Origin of the sequence: Micromonospora sp. NBC_00821 (assembly GCF_036347035.1) — a bacterium.
GTDB classification, from domain to species: Bacteria; Actinomycetota; Actinomycetes; order Mycobacteriales; family Micromonosporaceae; genus Micromonospora; species Micromonospora hortensis.
Genome location: NZ_CP108880.1, coordinates 3,431,826 through 3,451,431, shown reverse-complemented (window position 1 = coordinate 3,451,431; position 19,606 = coordinate 3,431,826). Strand labels below are relative to the sequence as shown.

The 19,606-nt window shown below is 70.2% G+C and carries 20 protein-coding genes; 9 read left to right on the top strand and 11 right to left on the bottom strand.

Going from position 1 to position 19,606, the window contains the following annotated elements; all coding sequences use genetic code 11:
- Window positions 1–100 precede the first annotated feature (100 nt).
- Window positions 101–469, top strand: coding sequence for an SCP2 sterol-binding domain-containing protein (locus tag OHB44_RS15755; protein ID WP_330441118.1), 369 nt, complete (start codon window positions 101–103; stop codon window positions 467–469).
- Window positions 466–2,517: an amylo-alpha-1,6-glucosidase gene (locus OHB44_RS15750; protein ID WP_330441117.1), complete on the top strand. Its 2,052-nt coding sequence runs from the start codon at window positions 466–468 to the stop codon at window positions 2,515–2,517. The genes OHB44_RS15755 and OHB44_RS15750 overlap by 4 nt, the downstream gene beginning before the upstream one ends.
- 158 nt (window positions 2,518–2,675) lie before the next feature.
- On the opposite strand, the gene OHB44_RS15745 is transcribed toward OHB44_RS15750, so the two are convergent.
- On the bottom strand, window positions 2,676–3,329 hold the full coding sequence (locus tag OHB44_RS15745; protein WP_238685910.1) for a TetR/AcrR family transcriptional regulator: 654 nt from the start codon (window positions 3,327–3,329) through the stop codon (window positions 2,676–2,678).
- A 132-nt stretch (window positions 3,330–3,461) separates the two neighbouring features.
- On the opposite strand from OHB44_RS15745, the gene OHB44_RS15740 reads away from it, so the two are divergent.
- Window positions 3,462–4,208, top strand: a complete 747-nt coding sequence (locus OHB44_RS15740; RefSeq protein WP_238685911.1) for an SDR family NAD(P)-dependent oxidoreductase — start codon at window positions 3,462–3,464, stop codon at window positions 4,206–4,208.
- A gap of 77 nt (window positions 4,209–4,285) precedes the next feature.
- On the opposite strand, the gene OHB44_RS15735 is transcribed toward OHB44_RS15740, so the two are convergent.
- Window positions 4,286–5,224, bottom strand: coding sequence for a helix-turn-helix domain-containing protein (locus OHB44_RS15735; protein WP_238685912.1), 939 nt, complete (start codon window positions 5,222–5,224; stop codon window positions 4,286–4,288).
- A 93-nt stretch (window positions 5,225–5,317) separates the two neighbouring features.
- Here OHB44_RS15735 and OHB44_RS15730 point away from each other — a divergent pair, with 93 nt between their 5' ends.
- Window positions 5,318–6,331: a saccharopine dehydrogenase NADP-binding domain-containing protein gene (locus OHB44_RS15730; RefSeq protein WP_330441116.1), complete on the top strand. Its 1,014-nt coding sequence runs from the start codon at window positions 5,318–5,320 to the stop codon at window positions 6,329–6,331.
- Window positions 6,332–6,579: 248 nt separating this feature from the next.
- Window positions 6,580–8,094: a DUF1996 domain-containing protein gene (locus tag OHB44_RS15725; RefSeq protein ID WP_330441115.1), complete on the top strand. Its 1,515-nt coding sequence runs from the start codon at window positions 6,580–6,582 to the stop codon at window positions 8,092–8,094.
- An 87-nt stretch (window positions 8,095–8,181) separates the two neighbouring features.
- Here OHB44_RS15725 and OHB44_RS15720 read toward each other — a convergent pair whose 3' ends face one another.
- From OHB44_RS15720 to OHB44_RS15705, 4 genes are all read right to left on the bottom strand, one after another.
- The gene (locus OHB44_RS15720) at window positions 8,182–8,688 is read right to left on the bottom strand and encodes a hypothetical protein (protein ID WP_330441114.1); all 507 of its coding nucleotides are present in this window, start codon (window positions 8,686–8,688) and stop codon (window positions 8,182–8,184) included.
- Between the two features lie 71 nt (window positions 8,689–8,759).
- On the bottom strand, window positions 8,760–9,770 hold the full coding sequence (locus OHB44_RS15715; protein ID WP_330441113.1) for a HEAT repeat domain-containing protein: 1,011 nt from the start codon (window positions 9,768–9,770) through the stop codon (window positions 8,760–8,762).
- Between the two features lie 6 nt (window positions 9,771–9,776).
- Window positions 9,777–10,445, bottom strand: coding sequence for a HEAT repeat domain-containing protein (locus OHB44_RS15710; RefSeq protein ID WP_442932673.1), 669 nt, complete (start codon window positions 10,443–10,445; stop codon window positions 9,777–9,779).
- Between the two features lie 76 nt (window positions 10,446–10,521).
- Window positions 10,522–11,100 (bottom strand): hypothetical protein, encoded by a 579-nt coding sequence (locus tag OHB44_RS15705; RefSeq protein WP_330441112.1) that lies wholly within the window; start codon window positions 11,098–11,100, stop codon window positions 10,522–10,524.
- 186 nt (window positions 11,101–11,286) lie between these two features.
- Between OHB44_RS15705 and OHB44_RS15700 the strand changes: the two genes are divergently transcribed.
- On the top strand, window positions 11,287–12,474 hold the full coding sequence (locus OHB44_RS15700; protein WP_330441111.1) for a DUF418 domain-containing protein: 1,188 nt from the start codon (window positions 11,287–11,289) through the stop codon (window positions 12,472–12,474).
- Window positions 12,475–12,483: 9 nt separating this feature from the next.
- The gene (locus OHB44_RS15695) at window positions 12,484–13,575 is read left to right on the top strand and encodes a winged helix DNA-binding domain-containing protein (RefSeq protein ID WP_330441110.1); all 1,092 of its coding nucleotides are present in this window, start codon (window positions 12,484–12,486) and stop codon (window positions 13,573–13,575) included.
- A gap of 13 nt (window positions 13,576–13,588) precedes the next feature.
- Here OHB44_RS15695 and OHB44_RS15690 read toward each other — a convergent pair whose 3' ends face one another.
- Genes OHB44_RS15690 through OHB44_RS15670 form a run of 5 tightly spaced genes read right to left on the bottom strand, consistent with a single transcriptional unit; the run spans window position 13,589 to window position 15,945 of the window.
- Window positions 13,589–13,660, bottom strand: a complete 72-nt coding sequence (locus OHB44_RS15690; RefSeq protein ID WP_330441236.1) for a DUF5990 family protein — start codon at window positions 13,658–13,660, stop codon at window positions 13,589–13,591.
- On the bottom strand, window positions 13,641–14,030 hold the full coding sequence (locus OHB44_RS15685; protein WP_330441109.1) for a DUF5990 family protein: 390 nt from the start codon (window positions 14,028–14,030) through the stop codon (window positions 13,641–13,643). The genes OHB44_RS15690 and OHB44_RS15685 overlap by 20 nt, the downstream gene beginning before the upstream one ends.
- A gap of 14 nt (window positions 14,031–14,044) precedes the next feature.
- Window positions 14,045–14,650: a TMEM175 family protein gene (locus OHB44_RS15680; RefSeq protein WP_238685921.1), complete on the bottom strand. Its 606-nt coding sequence runs from the start codon at window positions 14,648–14,650 to the stop codon at window positions 14,045–14,047.
- Window positions 14,651–14,706: 56 nt separating this feature from the next.
- The gene (locus OHB44_RS15675) at window positions 14,707–15,462 is read right to left on the bottom strand and encodes an MBL fold metallo-hydrolase (RefSeq protein ID WP_330441108.1); all 756 of its coding nucleotides are present in this window, start codon (window positions 15,460–15,462) and stop codon (window positions 14,707–14,709) included.
- A gap of 12 nt (window positions 15,463–15,474) precedes the next feature.
- Window positions 15,475–15,945 (bottom strand): hypothetical protein, encoded by a 471-nt coding sequence (locus OHB44_RS15670; protein ID WP_238685923.1) that lies wholly within the window; start codon window positions 15,943–15,945, stop codon window positions 15,475–15,477.
- Window positions 15,946–16,101: 156 nt separating this feature from the next.
- Here OHB44_RS15670 and OHB44_RS15665 point away from each other — a divergent pair, with 156 nt between their 5' ends.
- Together OHB44_RS15665 and rph are read left to right on the top strand one after the other, a co-directional pair.
- Complete coding sequence (locus OHB44_RS15665) at window positions 16,102–16,803, top strand: DUF4396 domain-containing protein (protein WP_330441107.1); 702 nt, start codon at window positions 16,102–16,104, stop codon at window positions 16,801–16,803.
- 171 nt (window positions 16,804–16,974) lie between these two features.
- On the top strand, window positions 16,975–19,605 hold the full coding sequence (gene rph, locus OHB44_RS15660; RefSeq protein ID WP_330441106.1) for a rifamycin-inactivating phosphotransferase: 2,631 nt from the start codon (window positions 16,975–16,977) through the stop codon (window positions 19,603–19,605).
- The last annotated feature ends 1 nt before the right edge of the window (window position 19,606 follow it).

Below are 19,606 nucleotides of genomic sequence, written 5' to 3'. Positions count from 1 at the left end.
TTCTCGCTCGCAAGTGAACAAGGGGGCACCACCCGGCGTTAGGAGTGCGTGGCAGCGGGTAGCCGGCATCCGCTCTTACCAGCGCCCGGAGGAGGTGGGGATGTCGGAGACCAGCGCCTTCTTCGAGCGGTTGACGGTCGCTGGCCAGGATCCACGGTTCAGCAAGGTCTGCGGCAGCGTGCGATTCGACATCCGCGACGACGGCAACCTGGAGCAGTGGCTGCTCGACATCGATCATGGCCGGATGCGGGTGACCCGAAGCGGTGGCCCCGCCACCACTGTGATCCAGGTGTCCGCGCAGCTCGCGGAGGCGATGGCGCGGGGCGAGGTCAACGGGCTGGCGGCGATCACCCGTGGCGAGATCATGGTCGACGGTGATCTCGCTCTGGCGTTGCGCATCGGGCGACTGTTTCCGCGAGAGCCCGGGCGGCTTCAGCGCGAGGATCCCGACGTGGGACGTGACCGATGAGGGACATCGCGGGCACGGTGGCGTGCATCGACGGGAACACCTTCATGGTGTCCGACGCCAGCGGCGACGTGCAGTCGTCCCCGAGCACCCCGGTCGGCCTCTTCGCCGCTGACACGCGCTTCCTGTCCCGCTGGCGGCTCACCGTCAACGGCGAGTGCATGACCGCGCTGTCGGTGGACGACAGCCAGTACTTCGAGGTCACGTTCTTCGCGGTTCCGGGCGCGGCGGTGGACTACGTGGAGGCCGACGTGTCGGCCATTCGGCGCAGGCGCATCGGCCCGGACCTCACCGAGTCGCTGACGATCTTCAATTACGGCGAGCGGGACATGACGCTCGACGTACGTCTGGAGGTGGCTGCCGACTTCGCCGACATCTTCGAGATCAAGTTCGACGTCGGCGACAAGTCCGGCGAGCACTACACGCACGTCGGCCCGAACGAGTTGCGCCTGGGCTACCGGCGCGGCACCTACCGACGTGAGGTCGTCGTGTCGGCGAGCGAGCCCGCGGAGTTCGACTCGGGCGGCCTCCGGTTCGCGGTCCGGCTACGCCCCGAGCAGCAGTGGTCGACCCGGTTGCAGGCCGTCATGCTGGCGTTGCGTCCGGACGGCGTCGACCTGCGCGCCGCCCTGCGCGCCCAACGGCCGGACGACTCCACCCTGCCCGCGAGCGTGCGTGCCTGGGTCGCGGCGGCCCCGACCCTGGACACCGAGAGCGTCGGCCTCCAGCAGGTCTACCACCGCAGCCTGGTGGACCTGGCGGCGCTGCGCTTCGCCCCGCTCTCGCTCAGCGGCGCGAGCGTACCCGCGGCCGGGTTGCCCTGGTTCATGACCCTGTTCGGCCGCGACAGCATTCTGACCTGCTTGCAGACCCTGCCCGTCACCCCGTCGCTGACCCCACCGACACTGCGGATCCTCGCGTCGTTGCAGGGCGTGCGGACCGACGACGTGCTGGAGGAGGACCCGGGCCGGATCCTGCACGAGTTGCGCTACGGGGAGTCGGCCGCGTTCGAGGAGCAGCCGCACTCCCCCTACTACGGCACCGTGGACGCATCACCGTTGTTCGTGGTGCTGCTCGACGAGTACGAGCGGTGGAGCGGCGACATCGCGCTGGTGATGGAGTTGGAGCAGGAGGTCCGCGCGGCCCTGGCCTGGATCGACAGGTACGCGGACCTGACCTCCACCGGCTACGTCTGGTACCAGCGACGCAACCGCGCCACCGGCCTGGACAACCAGTGCTGGAAGGACTCCTGGGACAGCATCTCCTACGCCGACGGCCGGCTGCCGGGCTTCCCGAGGGCCACCTGCGAAACTCAGGGGTACGCCTACGACGCGAAGATCCGGGGGGCACGACTGGCCCGTACCTTCTGGGGCGACACTGCCTACGCCGAGCGGTTGGAGAGCGAGGCGGCGGCCCTGTACGACCGGTTCAACCGGGACTTCTGGCTTGAGGACCGCGGCTTCTACGCCCTCGCGCTCGACCACGACGGCACTCCCGTGGACAGCCTGTCGTCCAACATCGGGCATCTGTTGTGGAGCGGCATCGTGCCTCCGGAGCGGGCTGAACGGGTGGTCGAGCACCTGATGGGGCCGGCTCTCTTCTCCGGTTGGGGGGTGCGGACGTTCGCCGAGGGGCAGCGTCGCTACAACCCGCTCGGCTACCACAACGGCACGGTCTGGCCGTTCGACAATTCCTTCATCGCCTGGGGTCTGCGCCGTTACGGGTTCGGCAACGAGGCGGCCCGCATCGCCGAGGGCATCCTCTCCGCCGCCACCTACTTCGAGGGTCGGTTACCCGAGGCGTTCGGCGGGTTCGACCGCGACACCACCCGGTTCCCGATCCGGTACCCGACCGCCGGCAGTCCGCAGGCGTGGTCCAGCGGCGCCACCATGCTGCTGATCCGCACCATGCTCGGTATCAACCCGCACGAAGACCACCTGGCCGTGGACCCGGCGCTACCCGCCACCTTCGGACGGATCGCGCTCCTGGACATCCCCGGCCGTTGGGGCAAGCGCGACGCGTTCGCCCGCCAGCGACCCGACCAGCGCTAGGGAGACGCTCAACTGACGGTGAAGCCGCAGCGGTTACGCGTCTCCCGGAGCCAGTCGAGCCAGGTCACCCACAGCTCGTCGGCCTCCCACTCGGCGCGCAGGTGCGTCGGCGACGCCCCGGCGTCCCACCACGACGTCCGCCCAGCAGGAGATCGGCGTCAACGACCTGCCTGATCGTGAGGGCTGAACGGGCGGGGAGTGTGCGTGATGCCGTTGAGGACGAGCGTGAGTCCACGCTCGAATTCCTGGCCGGTGAACTCAGCCCCGACCGGGGCTAGTTCAGCGAGCGTCGGTAGAGCACCTTGCGCCAGCGCTTCGATGCGACGGGCGGCGGAGGCGGGATCCTGCTCGTGGCTGAGCGCGCCGGCTAGCTCGTTCTGCGCGATGCCAGTGACAAACGCCGAGACGGCGCGGAACGCGACGAACAGGTCGAGGCCGTCCAGACCTCCGCGAGCGAGGGCTGCCGCGAGCGCCTCGGCTGGAGCGAGGCTGGCTCGCGAGGACGTGCGACGGGTGAGGATGAGCGGGATGACCGCCGGGTGTGCGCGGAAGGTCCTCCACATGGCGGTGGCCACGGCTCGCGTGTCGGCCAGCCAATCGTCGGTTGGCTCCGGGATCTGGACGCGGGACGAGACGGCGTCGACCACGAGTTCCTCGAGGGCTTCGCGGCTGTCGACGTAGTTGTAGAGGGTCATGGCGCCGGTCTTCAGGGACGCCGCGAGGGATCGCATGGTGAGTCCGGCCAGGCCATCCCGGTCGACGATCACCAGCGCGTGCTGCTGGATGTCGGTGAGTGTGAAACGGGCTCTCATGCTGGCTCCTCCGACGACGTGCCCGACGTCACTTGACACGTACAGCGTACGCGAGTCACGCTTACGTACGTTGTACGTATCCGCATCGTCTCCCCATCAAGCCCATTTGAGACCGCCCGGCAAGGAGTTCCCATGAAAACCACTACCGCTCTCGTCACCGGCTCGACGAGTGGAATCGGCCGCGCCACCGCACTCACGCTCGCTCGCGCTGGTGTCCGTGTCATCGTCTCCGGGCGCAATGCCGAACGAGGACTGACAGTGGTGGAGCAGATCCACGCTGAGGGAGGCAACGCCGACTTTGTCGCCGCCGATCTCCGCGACGCGCAATCCGCTGGAGAACTCGCGGCCAAGGCCACCCAGGCCGCCGAGTCCGCAGGCGGAACCCTCGACATCCTCGTCAACAACGCGGCGATCGGAGCCGGCGGACCGACCGCGGGCACCGAAGAGTCGACCTTCGACGCGGTGCTGGGCACGAACCTGAAGGCGCCGTTCTATCTGGTCGCGAACCTTGCGCCCGCGATGGCGGCACGAGGCGGTGGAGCGATCGTCAACGTCTCCACCCTCGCCGCCGAAGTCGCCCTTCCGGGACTGTCGGTCTACGGCGCGAGCAAAGCCGCCCTGGACCTGCTGACCAAGAGCTGGGCAGCTGAGTTCGGCCCGCAGGGAGTGCGCGTGAACTCCGTGCGTCCCGGCCCGACCCGCACTCCGGGATCCGAAGCCCTGGGCGAGGGTCTGGAACAGCTCGCGGCCCAGGCCCCGCTGGGTTTCATCGCCGATCCCGAGGACATCGCGGCCGTCATCGCGTTCCTCGTCAGCGACGAGGCACGGTTCGTCACCGGCGTGATTCTGGACGCCGACGGTGGCCGCACCGCCGTCTGAGCGATTCAGCCTCCGTCGGCCTGCCGGTGGCCTCCCCCGGCCGTCCAGTCCTGTGGACGGCCGGGGAGGCTGTGCGCTCAGGCGCTGCGGAAGGTGCGCCGGTACGCGTCCGGGGGCACGCCGACGGTGCGGTGGAAGTGTCGACGCAGCGTCGCGGCGGTGCCCATGCCGGCCGCCTCGGCGACGGCGTCGATGCTGTCGTCGGTCCGTTCCAGCAGCTCCTGGGCGTGGCGGACCCGTTGCGTCGACAGCCACAGCAGTGGTGTGGTGCCGGTGACCGAACGGAAGTGGCGGGCCAGGTTGCGTGCGCTCATGTTCGCCTGCCGGGCCAGGTCCTCGACGGTCAGCGGCCGGTCCAGGCGGGCCAGCGCCCAGGGAAACAGGGTGGCCAGCGGGTGGTCGTCACGGGCGGGCACCGGGGTGGTGACGTACTGGGCCTGACCACCGGCGCGGTGCGGAGGCACGACCAGGCGGCGGGCGACGGCGTTGGCGACGGTCGAGCCGTGGTCGCGGCGGATCAGGTGCAGGCACAGGTCGATCGCGGCGGCCTTCCCGGCGGAGGCGAGCACGCTGCCGTTGTCGACGTAGAGCACGTCCGGGTCGACCCGTACCCGGGGAAAGCGGGCGGCCAGCGCCTCGGTGTGCGCCCAGTGCGTGGTGGCCCGCAACCCGTCGAGCACCCCGGCGGCGGCCAGCACGAACGCGCCGGTGCACAGCGAGACCATCCGGGCGCCCGCCCGGTGGGCCGCGCGGACCGCGTCGAGCAGGTCGGGGGGTACATCAGCGTCGACGTCCTCGACCGACGGGACGATCACCGTGTCGGCGCGAGCGAGCCGGTCCAACCCGTCGTCGGGCGCCAGCAGGAAACGGCCGATCCGGACCGGGCCGGGACCGCAGATCGCCACGTCGTACCAGGGGTCGGCCAGGCCGGAGGGATCGTGGGCGAAGACCTCGCAGGCCAGGGCCAGCTCGAAGTGCAGCATCCCGTCGGTGGCGGCGATCGCGACAAGGGCCATGTCCGAAACTGTACGGGAGTTGGCGTTTCCGACACTGGTCGGTCGCCGGCCGCTGCGGGAGGCTGGGTCCAGTCGATCTTCAAGGAGGCAGCGATGGGCCACAGCGTGGCGGTGTTCGGAGCGTACGGGCACACTGGACGGTTCGTGATGGCGGAGCTGAGCGAGCGCGGGTTCGAAGCCCTGCCGGTGGGCCGTGACCCGCGCCGGCTGGCGGCGTTCGGGCTCGGCTACCGGGTGGCGTCGGCCGACGATCCGGCCTCGCTCGACGCGGCGCTGACCGGCGTGGACGCGGTCATCAACTGCGCCGGCCCGTTCGCGTCGACCGCCGCCGGTGTGATCGAGGCCGCGCTGCGCGCCGGGATCCCGTACGTGGACGTGGCGGCCGAGATCGAGGCCAACCTCGACACGTTCACCCATTTCACCGAGCGCGCCCGGGTGGCCGGTGTCGCGGTGGTCCCCGCGATGGCCTTCTTCGGCGGGCTCGGTGACCTGCTCGCGACGACGGCGATGGGCGACTGGACGTCGGCCGACGAGGCGCACGTCGCGTACGGACTGAACAGCTGGCACCCGACGGCCGGAACGGTCGCCGCGGGTGTCGTCTCCCGCGAGCGTCGCGCAGGCCACCGGGTCCGCTACACCGGTGGCCGGTTGGAGTACCGGTCCGGCGGGGAGCTGCCGAGGCTGGACTGGGACTTTCCCGCGCCGCTGGGCCGGCGCACCGTTCTCGGGGAGTTCACCATGGCCGACGTCGTCACCATCCCCCGTCACCTGGCCATCCCCGAGGTCCGCACCTACATGACCGTCGACGCCGCCACCGACCTGACCGCCGCGGCGGCGCCGCCGGTCGCGGTCGACGGGCGGGGCCGGTCAGCGCAGACGTTCACTGTCGACGTCATCGTGCGTCGCGGCGACGCGCGCCGCCGTGTCGTGGCCAGTGGTCGCGACATCTACGCCGTCAGCGCGCCCCTGGCCGTGGAAGCGGTCGGGCGCGTCCTCGATGGTCGGACGAGGACCAGCGGCGTCGCCTCCGCCGGTGAGATGTTCGACGCGGCCGACTTCCTACGCGCGCTGTCGCCGACCATCCGCGTCGAACCGGTCAGCTACTGAGGTCGAGAATTCGACAGCAATTCGTTACGCGAAACTCGTAATCATCGAACCAGAACGGGGCGACGGGACTTAACGGAAACTTAAGACTGTACGACCGAAAAATTGTCATCCGGAGCCGTCACGCTGGCTGCCAGGGCACGTGTCGACCGGCCTCCTTAATTCTTTCCCTGCGAGTTGATGCAGGCCCCTGACGTGCACATACTCCTTCCAACAGAGCTTTATCGTCGACTCGAAGGAAACCACTGGTAATGCGGACTCCCCCCGCGCACGTCGCACCGCCGGATCGGGCACGAAAGCGCCGTCGCCTCACTCGTATCACGCTCGCCTCCGCTGTCGTCGCCGCGCTGGCCGGCAGCGGCATCTACATCGCCGGCGCCCAGGCCGAAGAGGTCGTCGTGCCCGGCCGGGTGCAGGCAGAGGCCTTCGCGGCACAGTCGGGGGCGCAGACCGAGGGCACCGGCGACGCCGACGGCGGCCGGAACGTTGGCTGGCTCGCCGGCGGCGACTGGCTGCGCTTCGACGGTGTGTCGGTAACTGGCGTCGACCTGACGGCCCGGGTCGCCTCGCACAACGCTGCCGGCGGCACTGTCGAGTTGCGCCTCGGCGCGCAGAACGGCCCACTGCTGGCCAGCTTCCCGATCGTCCAGACCGGCGGCTGGCAGAAGTGGACGACCGTCACCGCGAAGGCGTCCGCTGTGCCGGCCGGCGCGCAGACCGTCTTCGCGGTCATGACGAGCACCTCGACGTCGGATTTCGTGAACGTGAACTGGTTCACGTTCGGCCCCGCGACGGGCACGTCGCCGAGCGCGTCGGCCACGCCGAGCACGTCGGCCGCCCCTTCGGCCACGCCGAGTTCCACGGCCACCGCGTCCCCGTCGACGTCGACGTCCGTCCCGCCGAGCGCTCCGGCCGGCGGCTGGGTGCCCGTCGACCAGGCCAAGTGGAGCAAGGAACTCGCCGCCTTCGACGCCATCAAGCCGAAGGCGGTGCCTCCGGGCACCACCCGGGTGCCGGAGTTCCACACCGACTGCGGCGTCGCGAATTCCGCCCCGGACGACCCGATCGTCCTGCCGGGCCTCACGGGCGCCTCGCACATGCACACCTTCTTCGGCCCGAAGATCGACGCCTTCAGCACGACGGACAAGCTGTTCGCCGCGGCGAACACCTGCAACGCCCCGGGAGACAAGAGCGCCTACTGGACCCCGGAGCTGCGCAAGGACGGCAAGGCCGTGCCGATCAAGAGCATGCGCATCTACTACGGCTCGCGGGTCAAGGACCCGTCGACCGTCAAGCCCTTCCCGCCGGGCCTGGTGGTGGTCGAAGGCGACGCCAAGCGGCAGGTCGACACTCCGAAGAACGCCGGCAGCAACCAGTTCTGGTGCGCGGGCAGCGCCGAGATCGGCCGCAGCGCCGACGGCAACTGGCCGAGGTGCGCCCCCGGCGGCAACCTCATCTTCCAGCTCGTGTTCAAGGATTGCTGGGACGGCAAGAACATCGACTCACCCGATCACAAGTCGCACATGGGCGACCCGGTGAACGGCGTCTGCACCGGCAAGTACCCGGTGGCCGTGCCGGACCTCTCCTTCATGGTCAACTACGAGTCGCTGGGCGGTGACGGCCTCAGCCTCTCCTCCGGCAAGCCGTCATCGATGCACGGCGACTTCATGAACGCCTGGGAGCCGGAGCGTCTCGGCGACCTGGTGAAGTCCTGCCTCAACCAGAACGCCAAGTGTGGCGTCGACACGACCTTCGCCGGCGGCTGACCACCGCCTCCGCTGTCGACTGACGGCCCCCACGCTCAGGCGTGGGGGCCGTCGGTCATCACACCCGAGCCGATCGGGCCGCGACGGTCAGAGAACCATGCTGACCCCGTTGGCCTTGCACGCGGCGCTGATCTCCTTGCCGGCCTTCTCGAAGGCCGGGTTGTCGGCGGCGGTCGCCGGGTCCGCCGCGGCCGCAGCCTTGGCCGCCTCGGCGGCGAACGTCCGCAGGGCGTCGGCCAACTTGCCCTCGCCGGTCGAGGCGACAGTGGTCACCTTCTGCTCCAGCCCGGTCAGGATCTTCTTGAAGTCCGCCGCCGACGCGTCGCCAGTCGTGGCGACCTTCACCATCTCGGTCCTCATCTCGTCGCTGGCCTTCTTCACCGCCTCGCAGAGCTGCTTGTCGGTCGCCGCGCCCGCCGCGGAAGACGAGGTCGGCGTGGCGGCAGCGGAGGTGGCCACCGCGGACGGGGCTGCGGAGGTGGGAGCGGGCGTGGTGGGTCCGGCGGTCGTCGCCTTGTCACCGTCGCCGCAGGCGGCGAGGGCTGTCGTAACGGCAACGATCAACAGGGCAGAGGCAAGGCGGGAAGATTTCACGGACGCGGACGATAGTCGAAGTCCAAAGGATGATCAACCGCTCGACGCCTCGCCCGCTCCACAGTGTTCGGTCAGGGCGAAGCCGCCGCACGGAGCGCGAGGATGGAGGTCGCCGTCAGTGCGACGGCGCGGTCCTCGTCGTGCGACAGGTCCGTGAGGGCGCGTACGGCCGTGCTCCCCGGAATGTCCGCCAACGCCTCGGTCAGCCGCCGTCGTGCGGACGGTGCGACACCGCTCCGTCCGAGGCAGGCAACGAGCCGGGTCGCAATCTGGTCTGCCAGCCCGGGATCGGCCGCCAGCAGGCTCAACGCGTCGGCGGCGTCGACGCCCTTGGTCTCCTCGACAACCATGTCGATCAACGTTGGTAGCGCGTCCGCCACTCCGCGCGCCCCGAGCGCCAGAGCCGCGTACCCGCCGACCACGACGTCGGGGTGCGTGAGGGCGTCCCGCAGCACGTCGGTCGCCGCGGCGTGCGGGATCTCGGCGACGGACTGAACGGCACGCCTGCGTACCTCGGCTTCCGGGGAGCCGAGACCCTCGGCCAGCAACGCCAACCCGCCGTCGCCGGACTGCGCCAGCGCCCAGCGCAGAGCTCCGGCGACGTTCGGGTCCGACTCACTCAGCACCGCCTCGACAAGTGCCTCCACCGGCACCGGCCCCTCACCGACCGAGGACAGGGCGGCGCGTTGGCGGGTGCCCGCGCTTTCCGACCCCAGTGCTCGCAGGAGTGTGACGGCCTGAAGGACGTCCTCCCAGTCGGAGGGGTCTGCGGCACCGATCCGACGGAGTCGGGTGAGCAGCTCCGTCTCATCCGCGATGCGCAGTCGCGTTCGCCGGATGAGGTCGTTGACGAGTTCGGCGGGGGTGAAGCCGGGATCGTCGAGCGCGCGGCGGACGTCACGTAGCGACAGGCCCAACGACCGCAGGCTCTCGACGTGGAAGATCAGCCGGATGTCCTCGCTGGTGTACTCGCGATAGCCGGAACCGGTGCGACCAGTGGGCCGGATCAACCCGAGCGCGTCGTAATGCCTCAGCATGCGGGCGCTGACCCCGGACCGTCGCGCCACCTCACCGATCAACACCTGGCGTCATCCCTTCTCGTGCGTCGGACCGAGGGCGAGCACACGCTTCGCCGCCTCGATCGCGAACTCGAACCCGGCATCCGGGTCCTGCGTCAGACGTTCTGTGGCCACCGCGTGGGCACGTACGCGCGGGTCGAGATCCGCCATCGCGGCGCGCAGGATCGGCATGATCACCTCGCCGAGCGCGATCAGCGCCCGGCTGAGGCTCAACTGCATCTCAGGCCCGCCCCGCCCGAGCTGCGTCGACAACACCGTGGCCAACTCGGGCTCCCCACCGGAGGGTACGAGCGCGACCGCCGCGCGCCAGGCGCTGCGCGCCACCTCACCGTCGGCGTCGGTCAGCAGCGCTCGGGTGATCGCCGGCCAGGCTCGCCGGTCCCCGATCTTGGACAGCGTGTGCAATGCCTGACTTCGGGCCTGCGCGCGCTCCGAGTGGAGTTCATCGGTGAGCTTCGCAACGGTCAGTGCCGGTGGGTAGCGCAGGAGTGCCCAGCTGAGCATCTCGCGTACGGAGAACTCGGGCTCGACCGCGCATCGCTCGATGAGCGTGTCGACCAGCTGCGGGTCAGGGGTCGTACCGATCGTCAGTGCCGTGCGCAGCCGCACCGACGAGTCGCTGCTCTCCAGCCCTCGGAGAACCCTCATCGCGTTCATGTCCTGTTTCGGCGTGGTCATCGGAATCACCCCTTTCCACCCCCAGTGAAGACCTTGTCACTGTGTCAAGGTCAACCCCGTCCTCGCTGGCTGTGACTCACGCCGGACGGGTACGGCGGTAGTAGGACCACCCGGCCAGCGGCAACGCGACCGTCCAGGCCAGCAGAAGCGGGAGACCGATCAGAACGCCGGTCGGGGTGAAGATGTCCTCCGCACTGGACTCCCGCAGGTCCGCGGCGAACTGCCACGGCAGGGTCGCCGAGTAGCCGATCATCAGGGCGGATCCCAGCACCGTCGGCGTCAGCGGCACCCACTGTGGCACCCGACGTCCGCGCAGCCACGGCACCCACCGGGGGAAGACCATGCCCCAGTCCTGAATGAGCCCCAGCGCCAGCGCGCCGCCGAGCCCGGCGAGGACGCACAGGAGGCCCAGGTAGAACGCGCCGGCCGGCAGCCCCAGGAACCCGTCGACGGGGTGGTCCCCCACCCCGGGCCCGCGACCGTGGTACCACTCGCGGAACGGGTCGGGATTGGCGAACAGCGGGATGCCGAGAATCCAGGGCACGTGCAGCGGGATGAACCCCAGTACGGGGGCGATCCACGCCACGTGTCCGGCTCGGCGGGCCCAGGGCGGCGGCGGGGCGGGCATGGCGTTCGTGTGTGGTGTTCGAGTCACGGCGTCGTCTCCATCAGCGGCGGGCGTTGGCACCCTGAGATCACCGTCGCCGAACGGCGCGACGAGCGGATCGCCGCGCGGAGGGAAATCGCCTCCCCCGCCGTAGGGATGGTGTCTTTTCGTCACGACAGTTCGTGTGACGGAAATACTTCACGGCAGCGGGCTGCGCTCCGGAGGCTGGACACCATGAATGTGACACGGCTCGACCGACCGGACGACGGCCACCCACAGCCCTCGCCCGGGGACTCCCTCGCCCGCATCACCGTCGTGGACGCACTGCGCGGAAGCGCGCTGCTGCTCATCCTGCTGGTGAACATCGCGTTCTTCAGCTCCGGCTACGACTTTCACCTGGTCGACGATCCGGCGCGCGGCACCGTCGACCTGCTGATCGCTGGCGCGGTGGAGCTGTTCTTCGCGATGAAGGCGTACCTGCTGTTCGCCTTTCTGTTCGGCTACAGCTTCACTCTGCAACTCGAGTCGGCGGCTCGGCGCGGAGTGGCGTTCCGCCCGGCGTTCCTGCGCCGACTCTCCGGGTTGTTCGTCCTCGGCGTGCTGCACGCGGTGCTGCTGTTCCACGGCGACATCCTCGCCACGTACGCGCTGCTCGGTCTCGTGCTGCTCGCGGTCCGGCGGGTCGAGCCCCGCACCGCGCTGATCGCGGCGGCGTCCATCATCGGCGGCATCGCCGTGGTGGTCGGGGTCGCCGCGGTCCTCGGCGCCACGCTGGTTCCGGACGAGGCCGCCGCGCTCAGCGCCGGTGCGCGCTCCACGCTGGCTCTGGGTGGCGGCCTCGGCGATGTCGTCGTGGAGCACCTGCGGTCGATGCCGGCGATGATCGGCGGTCTCGCCGTGCAGGGGCCGCTGGCGTTCGCGGCGTTCCTCGTCGGCCTCGCCGCCGGCAAGCACCGGCTGCTCGCCACCGTGCCCGCCCACCAGGACCTGCTACGCCGGTGCGAACGGGTGGGGTACCCGATCGGTCTGGCCGGCGCCGTCGTGTTCGCGGTCGGTGGTTCCACGGCGAACCTGACCGGACTGATGGTCAGCATCGTCACCGCCCCGTTCCTGGCCGCCGCCTACGCCGCGACCCTGCTGCGCCTGTTCACGCGGTGGCCGCGCCTCGCGGACGCATTCGCGCCCGCTGGGCGGATGGCCCTCACGAACTACCTGGCCCAGTCGCTCGTGTGCGTGCTCGTCTTCACCGGCGTCGGGTGGGGCCTGGTCGGCCGTACCTCGCCGGCACAGACACTGCTGATCGCCCTGGTGATCGTCGCGGTGCAGCTGGTGGTCAGCTCGTGGTGGTTGCGACGGTTCCGCTACGGCCCCGTCGAATGGGCGCTGCGCGCCTGGTCCCACCGGGCGCGCCGCCCCCACTAGGGTGCTGACATGGTCGATCGGCACCAGGTGATGAACTTCCGGGTCCGGGCCCAGCAGCTCGACCGGGACGAGGGCACGCTCGCCGACACCGCCGTCCTGGACCTCGGGGTGCAGAACACCGGTCCGGACGGCGGGCGGTGGGCGCTGGCGGTACGCGGAGTCGACGTGACCGCGGTGTCCGACACCGACCTGGTCCTGCTGTGGACGGTGCGTGGCGCTCCCCACCTCTACCGCCGGGCCGACGTCGCGACGGTGGCGGCCGCCGTCGAACCCCACTCCTCGGCCGACGCGGGCAAGCGCATCTACGACGCCGCGAAACCGTTGAAGGCCGCCGGCATCGACACCCTCACGGCCCTGGACGAGATCGCCGACCGGATGCGGGCCATCGTCAGCACGCCGACGGTCAAGGGGGACGTCTCCGGCCGCCTGGCCACCATGCTGCCCGAGCCCTACCTGCGGTATTGCCGCCCGTGCGACGCCACGCACCTCTACGAAATGCCGTTCCGGCTCGCCGCCCTGCGGGCCGGACTGGAGTTGCAACTCGACACCTCACCCCCGGTCCTGCGGCGCATCACCGGGTTCAGGAAAGCAGCCGCCGCGGGTGACCGCTTCGACCTCATCCGCGCGTATCTTCGCCTGCTCGGTCCGGCCACCCCGAAACAGGTCGCCGACTACCTCGACGCCCCGGTGAAGGACGTGAAGGCGCGCTGGCCCGACGACGTGATCGAGGTGACTGTCGACCGCGAGGTGCGCTCACTGCTGGCCGCCGACGAGGAGTCGCTGGAGTCCGCCGACGGCGCTGTCACCCGACTGCTCGGCCCGTTCGACCTTTTCCTCCAGGCCAAGGACCGGGCCACGCTGGTGCCGGACGCCGCCCATGCAAAGGAGCTGTGGCCGGTGTTGGGTCGCCCCGGCGCCGTCCTGGTCGACGGTGAGCTGGTGGGCACCTGGCGGCCCCGCAAGTCCGGCAGGGCGTTGACTGTCGCCGTCCAGCCGTGGCAGCGGTTGTCGGACGCCACGCGTAAGGCCATCACCGCGCAGGCCGAGCACCTCGCCGCGTACCGCTCCGTCTCCCTCAATGGCGTCGACTTCGGCAGCTAGTCTCCGGCGACACTCACTCCACCGCCCAGGCGATGGCGGGCGGGTGCACCCGAGCGCAGATCGGCTCACCGGCGGCATCGGTCAACCCGACCCGGCCGACCAGCGTCCCGTTGCCCTCGTGGGCGGCGCAGCAGCTCGGTCGGTACGTCGGTGAACATCAACTTCGCTCGTCGGAACATCGCGAAGCCGTCGTGGGTCACCGCGCCCCAGCTCAGATAGAGAAACCGCGCCCCTGGGCGGCCGTGCACCCAGGGGCCACCGACGTCGAGCGCACCGTCGACCTCGCGGCTGGACACCTCGAAGGACCAGGTGGCGTTGGCCGCGTCGGCCGGCACCTGATCGACGACCTCGGCCTTGCGCTGCACCCCGACGTGCACGTTGCCCCGCCGCAGCGCGTCGGCCTCCGCACCGGGGCGCTGACCTGGGAGATCGCTGCCGTCGATCCTGATCCGCATGGCACCGACTCTAGTTAGTCGGCCGGTTGCTCGGCGGCGGTGTCGTCCTGGCCGTACTCGCCGCGGATGGGCAGGTAGTAGGCGGGCAGGAACGCGGCGATGATGGCCACACCGGCGATCGGCACGAACGCGCCGACGAGGATGCCGGAGCCGATCCAGACCAGCGCGAGCGCGAAGCGGCGACCGATGGCCCGCGCACCGAAGGGACCGAGGCCGGGGTCCAGCAGTTTGGCCCGCCGCAGGTGCGCCCACACGATGTTGAAGAGGGCCGCCGCCGTCCACAGTGTGCCGCCGTAGACGACGACCGACGCGCGTAGCCCCTGCTCCGCGCGCAACGCCTCGGCGAGCAGTGACGTGGAGAACGGCAGGAACGCGATGACCATCAGGAGCAAGGTGTTGAGGAACAGGACCCCTCGGTCGACGTGCCGGACTCGGTCGAACATGACGTGGTGATTCACCCACACCTGCCCGATGAGCAGGAAGCTCAACGTGTACGCCAGGTACGACGGCCACAGTTCACCCAGCCCCTGGACGAGGCGCCCGAAGTCGTGGGGCGGTTGGATCTCCAGCACGAGGAGCGTCACGGCGATCGCGAAGACACCGTCGCTGAAGGCCAGCAACCGGCCCGGGCTACGGGTAAGCCGTGAGGTTTCCCTTTGGGGAGGCACCCCGCGAATTATGCTATATGTCGGCTTTCCTTATCGGTACTGCCGACGGCCGTCCTGCGCAGGTAGGTCTCGGCCAACTGGCGAAGGCGCGTCCGCTCGAAGCTGCCCCCGTGGCCGGGATGGACGAGGGACACGTCGAGGTCGACGAGGACCTGCATGCTTCGCCGGTATGCGGCCACGTCGGAGTTCGGCAGATCGTCGATCAGGGCGCCCTCGTAGATGATGTCGCCCGAGTACAGGGTCCCGGTGTGCTCCTCGAGCAGGGCGATGCTTCCCGGCGTGTGGCCGGGAAGGTGCAGCACTGTCAGCACCCGCCCGCCCAGGTCGATCCGGTCGCCGTCGTCGAGCAGGCGGTGCAGGGTCATCGGTGCGACGCGGTAGGCGGCCGGGTCGTAGGCGGGATCGGGCAGGACGTCGATCATGAGCTCCGGAACAGCTTCTCCGGCGGCGTCGATCCCGAGTTTGTCGAAGAGTTCCGCGCCGTACAGGCTCGCCGGTACGCCCGCCGCCAAGATCCCCGCCTCGGCGGGGTGGGCGGCCCGGTCCCCGAACTCCGCCGCCCCACCGACGTGATCCAGGTGCGCGTGGGTGAGCACGACCATCGGATCGCGCTCGAACAGGCCCGGAATCGCCTCCCGCAGGGCGACGACGCCAAGCCCGGCGTCGATCACGATGTCCCGATCGTCGCCCCGCAACCACCAGAAGTTCGCCGACAGTAGTTCGTTGACGTGCGGTTCCGAGATCCGGACGACGTCGCCGTCCACGTCGGAACCGACTCAGATGATCGCGAAGAGGCGGTCGGTGGGGTCCACCACGGCGGCCAGCACCGCGCCCGGCACGAGCGCCGGATCGTCCGCGCGGATCGTGTCCGCCTCGAACGGGGTGAACCCCGGCCCGCTGATCCGCAGGCGGAGTTCCAGCCCGGGGTTCTCGCCGTCCAGGTGGTTCGCCACCTGGAGAACCTCTGCCGTCGCGGCGACGCCAGCCGCGGCCAGCCGACGCGTGTCGCGACGGGATCGGGCGACCACGCGCCAACCGAAGACGCCGAACCCGACACCGATGGCTGTCGCCAGGACGCCACCCACCAGCAGACCCCAGAAGTCCCTGGACGATCGTGGTGGGTTCAGTGTCACGGCGGCGACGAGCAGGACCGGTCCGGGTAGGCAGATGGCCAGGAAGACGATTCGGCTGAGCAGCGCGCCGATCGGGCCGACACGCGCTTCCGCTTCGCGAGGGGCACTCGTCACCCTCGCACCGTACGGCAGCGACCGGCTGGTTCCCTCCACCGTCCGGGTGGGGCCGGGGAGGGTGAAACAGTCCGCGCCGGCACGCGGGAACGTCCGATCCGCCGATCCGTTCGAGTACGCCGTGAAAGACTCGCCCGGCTGGCGGAAGGGGCGGGGATGCAGCCAACCTGGCTCGTAGCGCTCTCGTGGGCTTCGCTCGCGGTCGGCGTCGTCAGCGTCGCTGTCGTGCTGGCCGACACCTATCTCCGCGGAAACCGTCAGCCGGTCCGAGTCATGGAGATCGTCTGGCTGGTGACCGTCCTCTACATCGGCCCGGCCGCCGTCCGCCTCTACTGGAACTGGGGCAGGCCCGAGGCGTTCTCTCGGCGGCGGCAGGAGGGGCAACCGCGCCGGCCCCGCCGGGCCATCGTCGTCACCCATGTGTCCCGCTGCGGCGCGCACTGCGCTCTCGGGTTCATCGTCGCCGAGGTCGCCCTGTACGCCGTGAGATTCGACCCGGCCGAGGACCCGCTGTGGCTCGACTACGCCGGGGACTACCTGATGGCGGTGACGATCGCCGTGCTCTTCCGGTACTTCGCCGGGCCGGGTCGCAGCCTGACGAAGGTCAGGCACGCGCTGTCGAACGTCGGCAGGATCGAGCTGCTGACCATCACCGCGTTCGAGGTGGCGCTGTTCCTGTGGCTGACCCTCGCGCATCGCGTGGTCTTGCCGGAACCGCCCCTGCGACCCGACAGCCCCACGTTCTGGTTCGCCGGTCAGCTCGGGCTGATAGCCGGCTTCATCGCGGCCTGGCCGACCGCCTCCTGGCAAATCAGTCGAGGGCTGAGAATCGAGCCGCGCCGGCTCCCCGACGACTGAGCGGGGCCCGGCAGCCCCGGAGAACAACAAAAGGCAAGGAGATCACTCTCCCTGCCACTTCTAACGTATACCGCACCCGGGGGCTTGCGGCAAGACCCCGGTCGTGGCGCAGAATCGGCGGCCGGACCAGCACAAACGAGGTAACGGGGGCGCGACGTGGGTGTGTTGTCGATGGACGGGGATCACGGCGACCGGGCACCGCTGTTGGATCTTCGAGAGGTCGACGAGACGCAGGTGTCGGTCGTCGGCGGCAAGGCCGCGCACCTGGGCGCGCTGTCCCGGATCGACGACATCCGGGTGCCGGCGGGGTTCTGCGTGACGACGGCCGCCTTCCGGCGGATCATGGCGCGGACCCCGGCGATCGACGATCGGCTCGATCAGCTGTCGCGCCTGAGCCCGGACGACCGGGAGGCGATTCGCACGCTCAGCGCGCAGATCCGCCGCGGCGTCGAGGAGACCCCGATCCCGGGCGACCTGGCCGCCGCGATCACCGGCGCGCTCGCCCGGTTCGGCGAGCAGGCCGCCTACGCCGTGCGGTCCAGCGCGACGGCGGAGGACACGCCCACCGCGTCCTTCGCCGGCCAGCACGACACCTACCTGAACGTGGTAGGGCCGGAGGCGATCCTGCGGCACGTCAGCCGGTGCTGGGCGTCACTGTTCACCGAGCGGGCCGTCATCTACCGCCTGCGCAACGGCATCGACCACCGCACCGTCCAGATGGCTGTCGTCGTACAGCAGATGGTTTTTCCGGATGCCTCCGGCATCCTGTTCACGGCGGACCCGGTGACGGGCAACCGGAAGGTCGCGACGGTGGACGCCAGCTTCGGCCTCGGCGAGGCCCTGGTGTCCGGCCTGGTGAACCCGGACGTCTTCACGGTGCGCGACGGCGAGGTCGTCGCCGGCACTGTCGCCGCGAAGCAGCGTGCCGTCGCCGCGCTGCCCGGCGGCGGCACGCGGGAAGTGGAGATCGACAGGCGGCGGCAGGAGCAGCCGGCGCTGACGCCGGCTCAGGTGGTGCGACTCGTGCGGCTCGGTCGACGGATCGAGGCGCACTTCGGCCGCCCGCAGGACATCGAGTGGTGCCTGGTCGACGACGACTTCCAGATCGTGCAGAGCCGGCCGATCACCACGCTGTTCCCCATCCCGGCGGCCGATGACCAGGAGAACCACGTCTACCTCTCGGTCGGTCACCAGCAGATGATGACCGACGCGATGCGGCCGCTGGGGCTGTCCATGTGGCAGTTGACCGCCATGGCCCCGATGCTGGCGGCCGGCGGGAGGCTGTTCGTCGACGCCACCCGACTGTTGGCCTCACCCGCCAGCCGCGCCGGCTTCCTCACGATGGCGGGGCGCGACGATCCGCTGATGAGGGACGCGCTGGAGACCCTGATCGACCGTGGGGACTTCGTTCCGACGCTCCCGGACGGCGGCGCTCCCGGCAGGCCGACGACCGGCGGCGCGTCCACCGCGACCGAGACCGACCCGGCCGTCGTCACCGAGCTGATCGAGCGCAGCGAGGCGTCCATCGCCGCGCTGCGGCGCGACATCGCGACGGTGACCGGTACGGCGCTGTTCGACTTCCTGCTGGAGGCCTTCCAGGAGCACAAGCGGGTCCTCGGTGATCCGCTGAACATGCAGGCGATCATGGCCGGCATGGAGGCCACCTGGTGGCTCAACGACCGGCTGCACGAGTGGCTGGGCGAGAAGAGCGCCGCGGACACTCTCACCCTCTCCGCTCCCGGCAACGTCACATCGGAGATGGGGCTGGCGCTGCTCGACGTCGCCGACGTGGTCCGTCCCTATCCGGAGGTGGTGACGTTGCTCCAGGACGTCGCACACGACGGCGTCGCGCAGGACGACTTCCTCGACGAGTTGCCGAAGGTCGTGGGCGGGGCCGAGGCGCGCGCCGCCATCGAGGCGTATCTCGACCGGTACGGCATGCGCTGCGTCGGCGAGATCGACATCACCAGGCCGCGGTGGAGCGAACGCCCCGGCACGCTGGTGCCCGTGCTGCTGGACAACGTCAAGCTCTTCGAGCCGGGCGCGGCCCGGCGCCGCTTCGAGCAGGGCCGACAGCAGGCGCGGCAGCAGGCGCAGGAGGTGTTGACGCGCCTGCGGGCGCTGCCGGACGGGCAGCAGAAGGCCGACGAGACCGCGCGGATGATCGACCGGGTACGGGCCTTCATCGGCTACCGGGAGTACCCGAAGTACGACATCATCAGCCGCTACTTCGTCTACAAGCAGGCCCTGTTGGCCGAGGCCAAGCGGCTGGTGCGGGCCGGCGTGCTCACCGAGGCCGAAGACGTCTTCTACCTCACGTTCCAGGAGTTCCACGAGGTCGTCCGCTCGCACCGGGTGGACGACGAGCTGATCCGGCAGCGCCGGGACGCGTTCCGGTCGTACCAGACGCTCACCCCGCCGAGGGTGCTGACCTCCGACGGCGAGGCGATCACCGGGACGTACCGACGCGACGACGTGCCGGCCGGCGCCCTGGCCGGTGTGCCGGTGTCCGCCGGGACTGTCGAAGGACGCGCCCGCGTCATCCTGGACATGGCGCAGGCCGACCTCGAAGCGGGTGACATCCTCGTCACTGCCCACACGGACCCGAGCTGGACGCCTCTGTTCGTCGGTATCGCCGGGCTGGTGACGGAGGTCGGCGGGTTGATGACGCACGGCGCGGTGATCGCGAGGGAGTATGGCCTGCCGGCTGTCGTCAGCGTGCTCGACGCCACCCGGCTGATTCGCGACGGGCAGCGGATCCGCGTGCACGGCAGCGACGGGTACGTCGAGATCCTGCCCTGAC

Coding starts and splice junctions, on each gene's coding strand:
- OHB44_RS15730 (WP_330441116.1), top strand. CDS start 5,318: ATGGGCCACAGCGTGGCGGTGTTCGGAGCGTACGGGCACACTGGACGG.
- OHB44_RS15740 (WP_238685911.1), top strand. CDS start 3,462: ATGAAAACCACTACCGCTCTCGTCACCGGCTCGACGAGTGGAATCGGC.
- OHB44_RS15685 (WP_330441109.1), bottom strand. CDS start 14,030: ATGCGGATCAGGATCGACGGCAGCGATCTCCCAGGTCAGCGCCCCGGT.
- OHB44_RS15700 (WP_330441111.1), top strand. CDS start 11,287: ATGAATGTGACACGGCTCGACCGACCGGACGACGGCCACCCACAGCCC.
- OHB44_RS15735 (WP_238685912.1), bottom strand. CDS start 5,224: ATGGCCCTTGTCGCGATCGCCGCCACCGACGGGATGCTGCACTTCGAG.
- OHB44_RS15750 (WP_330441117.1), top strand. CDS start 466: ATGAGGGACATCGCGGGCACGGTGGCGTGCATCGACGGGAACACCTTC.
- OHB44_RS15755 (WP_330441118.1), top strand. CDS start 101: ATGTCGGAGACCAGCGCCTTCTTCGAGCGGTTGACGGTCGCTGGCCAG.
- OHB44_RS15695 (WP_330441110.1), top strand. CDS start 12,484: ATGGTCGATCGGCACCAGGTGATGAACTTCCGGGTCCGGGCCCAGCAG.
- OHB44_RS15745 (WP_238685910.1), bottom strand. CDS start 3,329: ATGAGAGCCCGTTTCACACTCACCGACATCCAGCAGCACGCGCTGGTG.
- OHB44_RS15665 (WP_330441107.1), top strand. CDS start 16,102: ATGCAGCCAACCTGGCTCGTAGCGCTCTCGTGGGCTTCGCTCGCGGTC.
- OHB44_RS15725 (WP_330441115.1), top strand. CDS start 6,580: ATGCGGACTCCCCCCGCGCACGTCGCACCGCCGGATCGGGCACGAAAG.
- rph (WP_330441106.1), top strand. CDS start 16,975: ATGGACGGGGATCACGGCGACCGGGCACCGCTGTTGGATCTTCGAGAG.
- OHB44_RS15710 (WP_442932673.1), bottom strand. CDS start 10,445: ATGACCACGCCGAAACAGGACATGAACGCGATGAGGGTTCTCCGAGGG.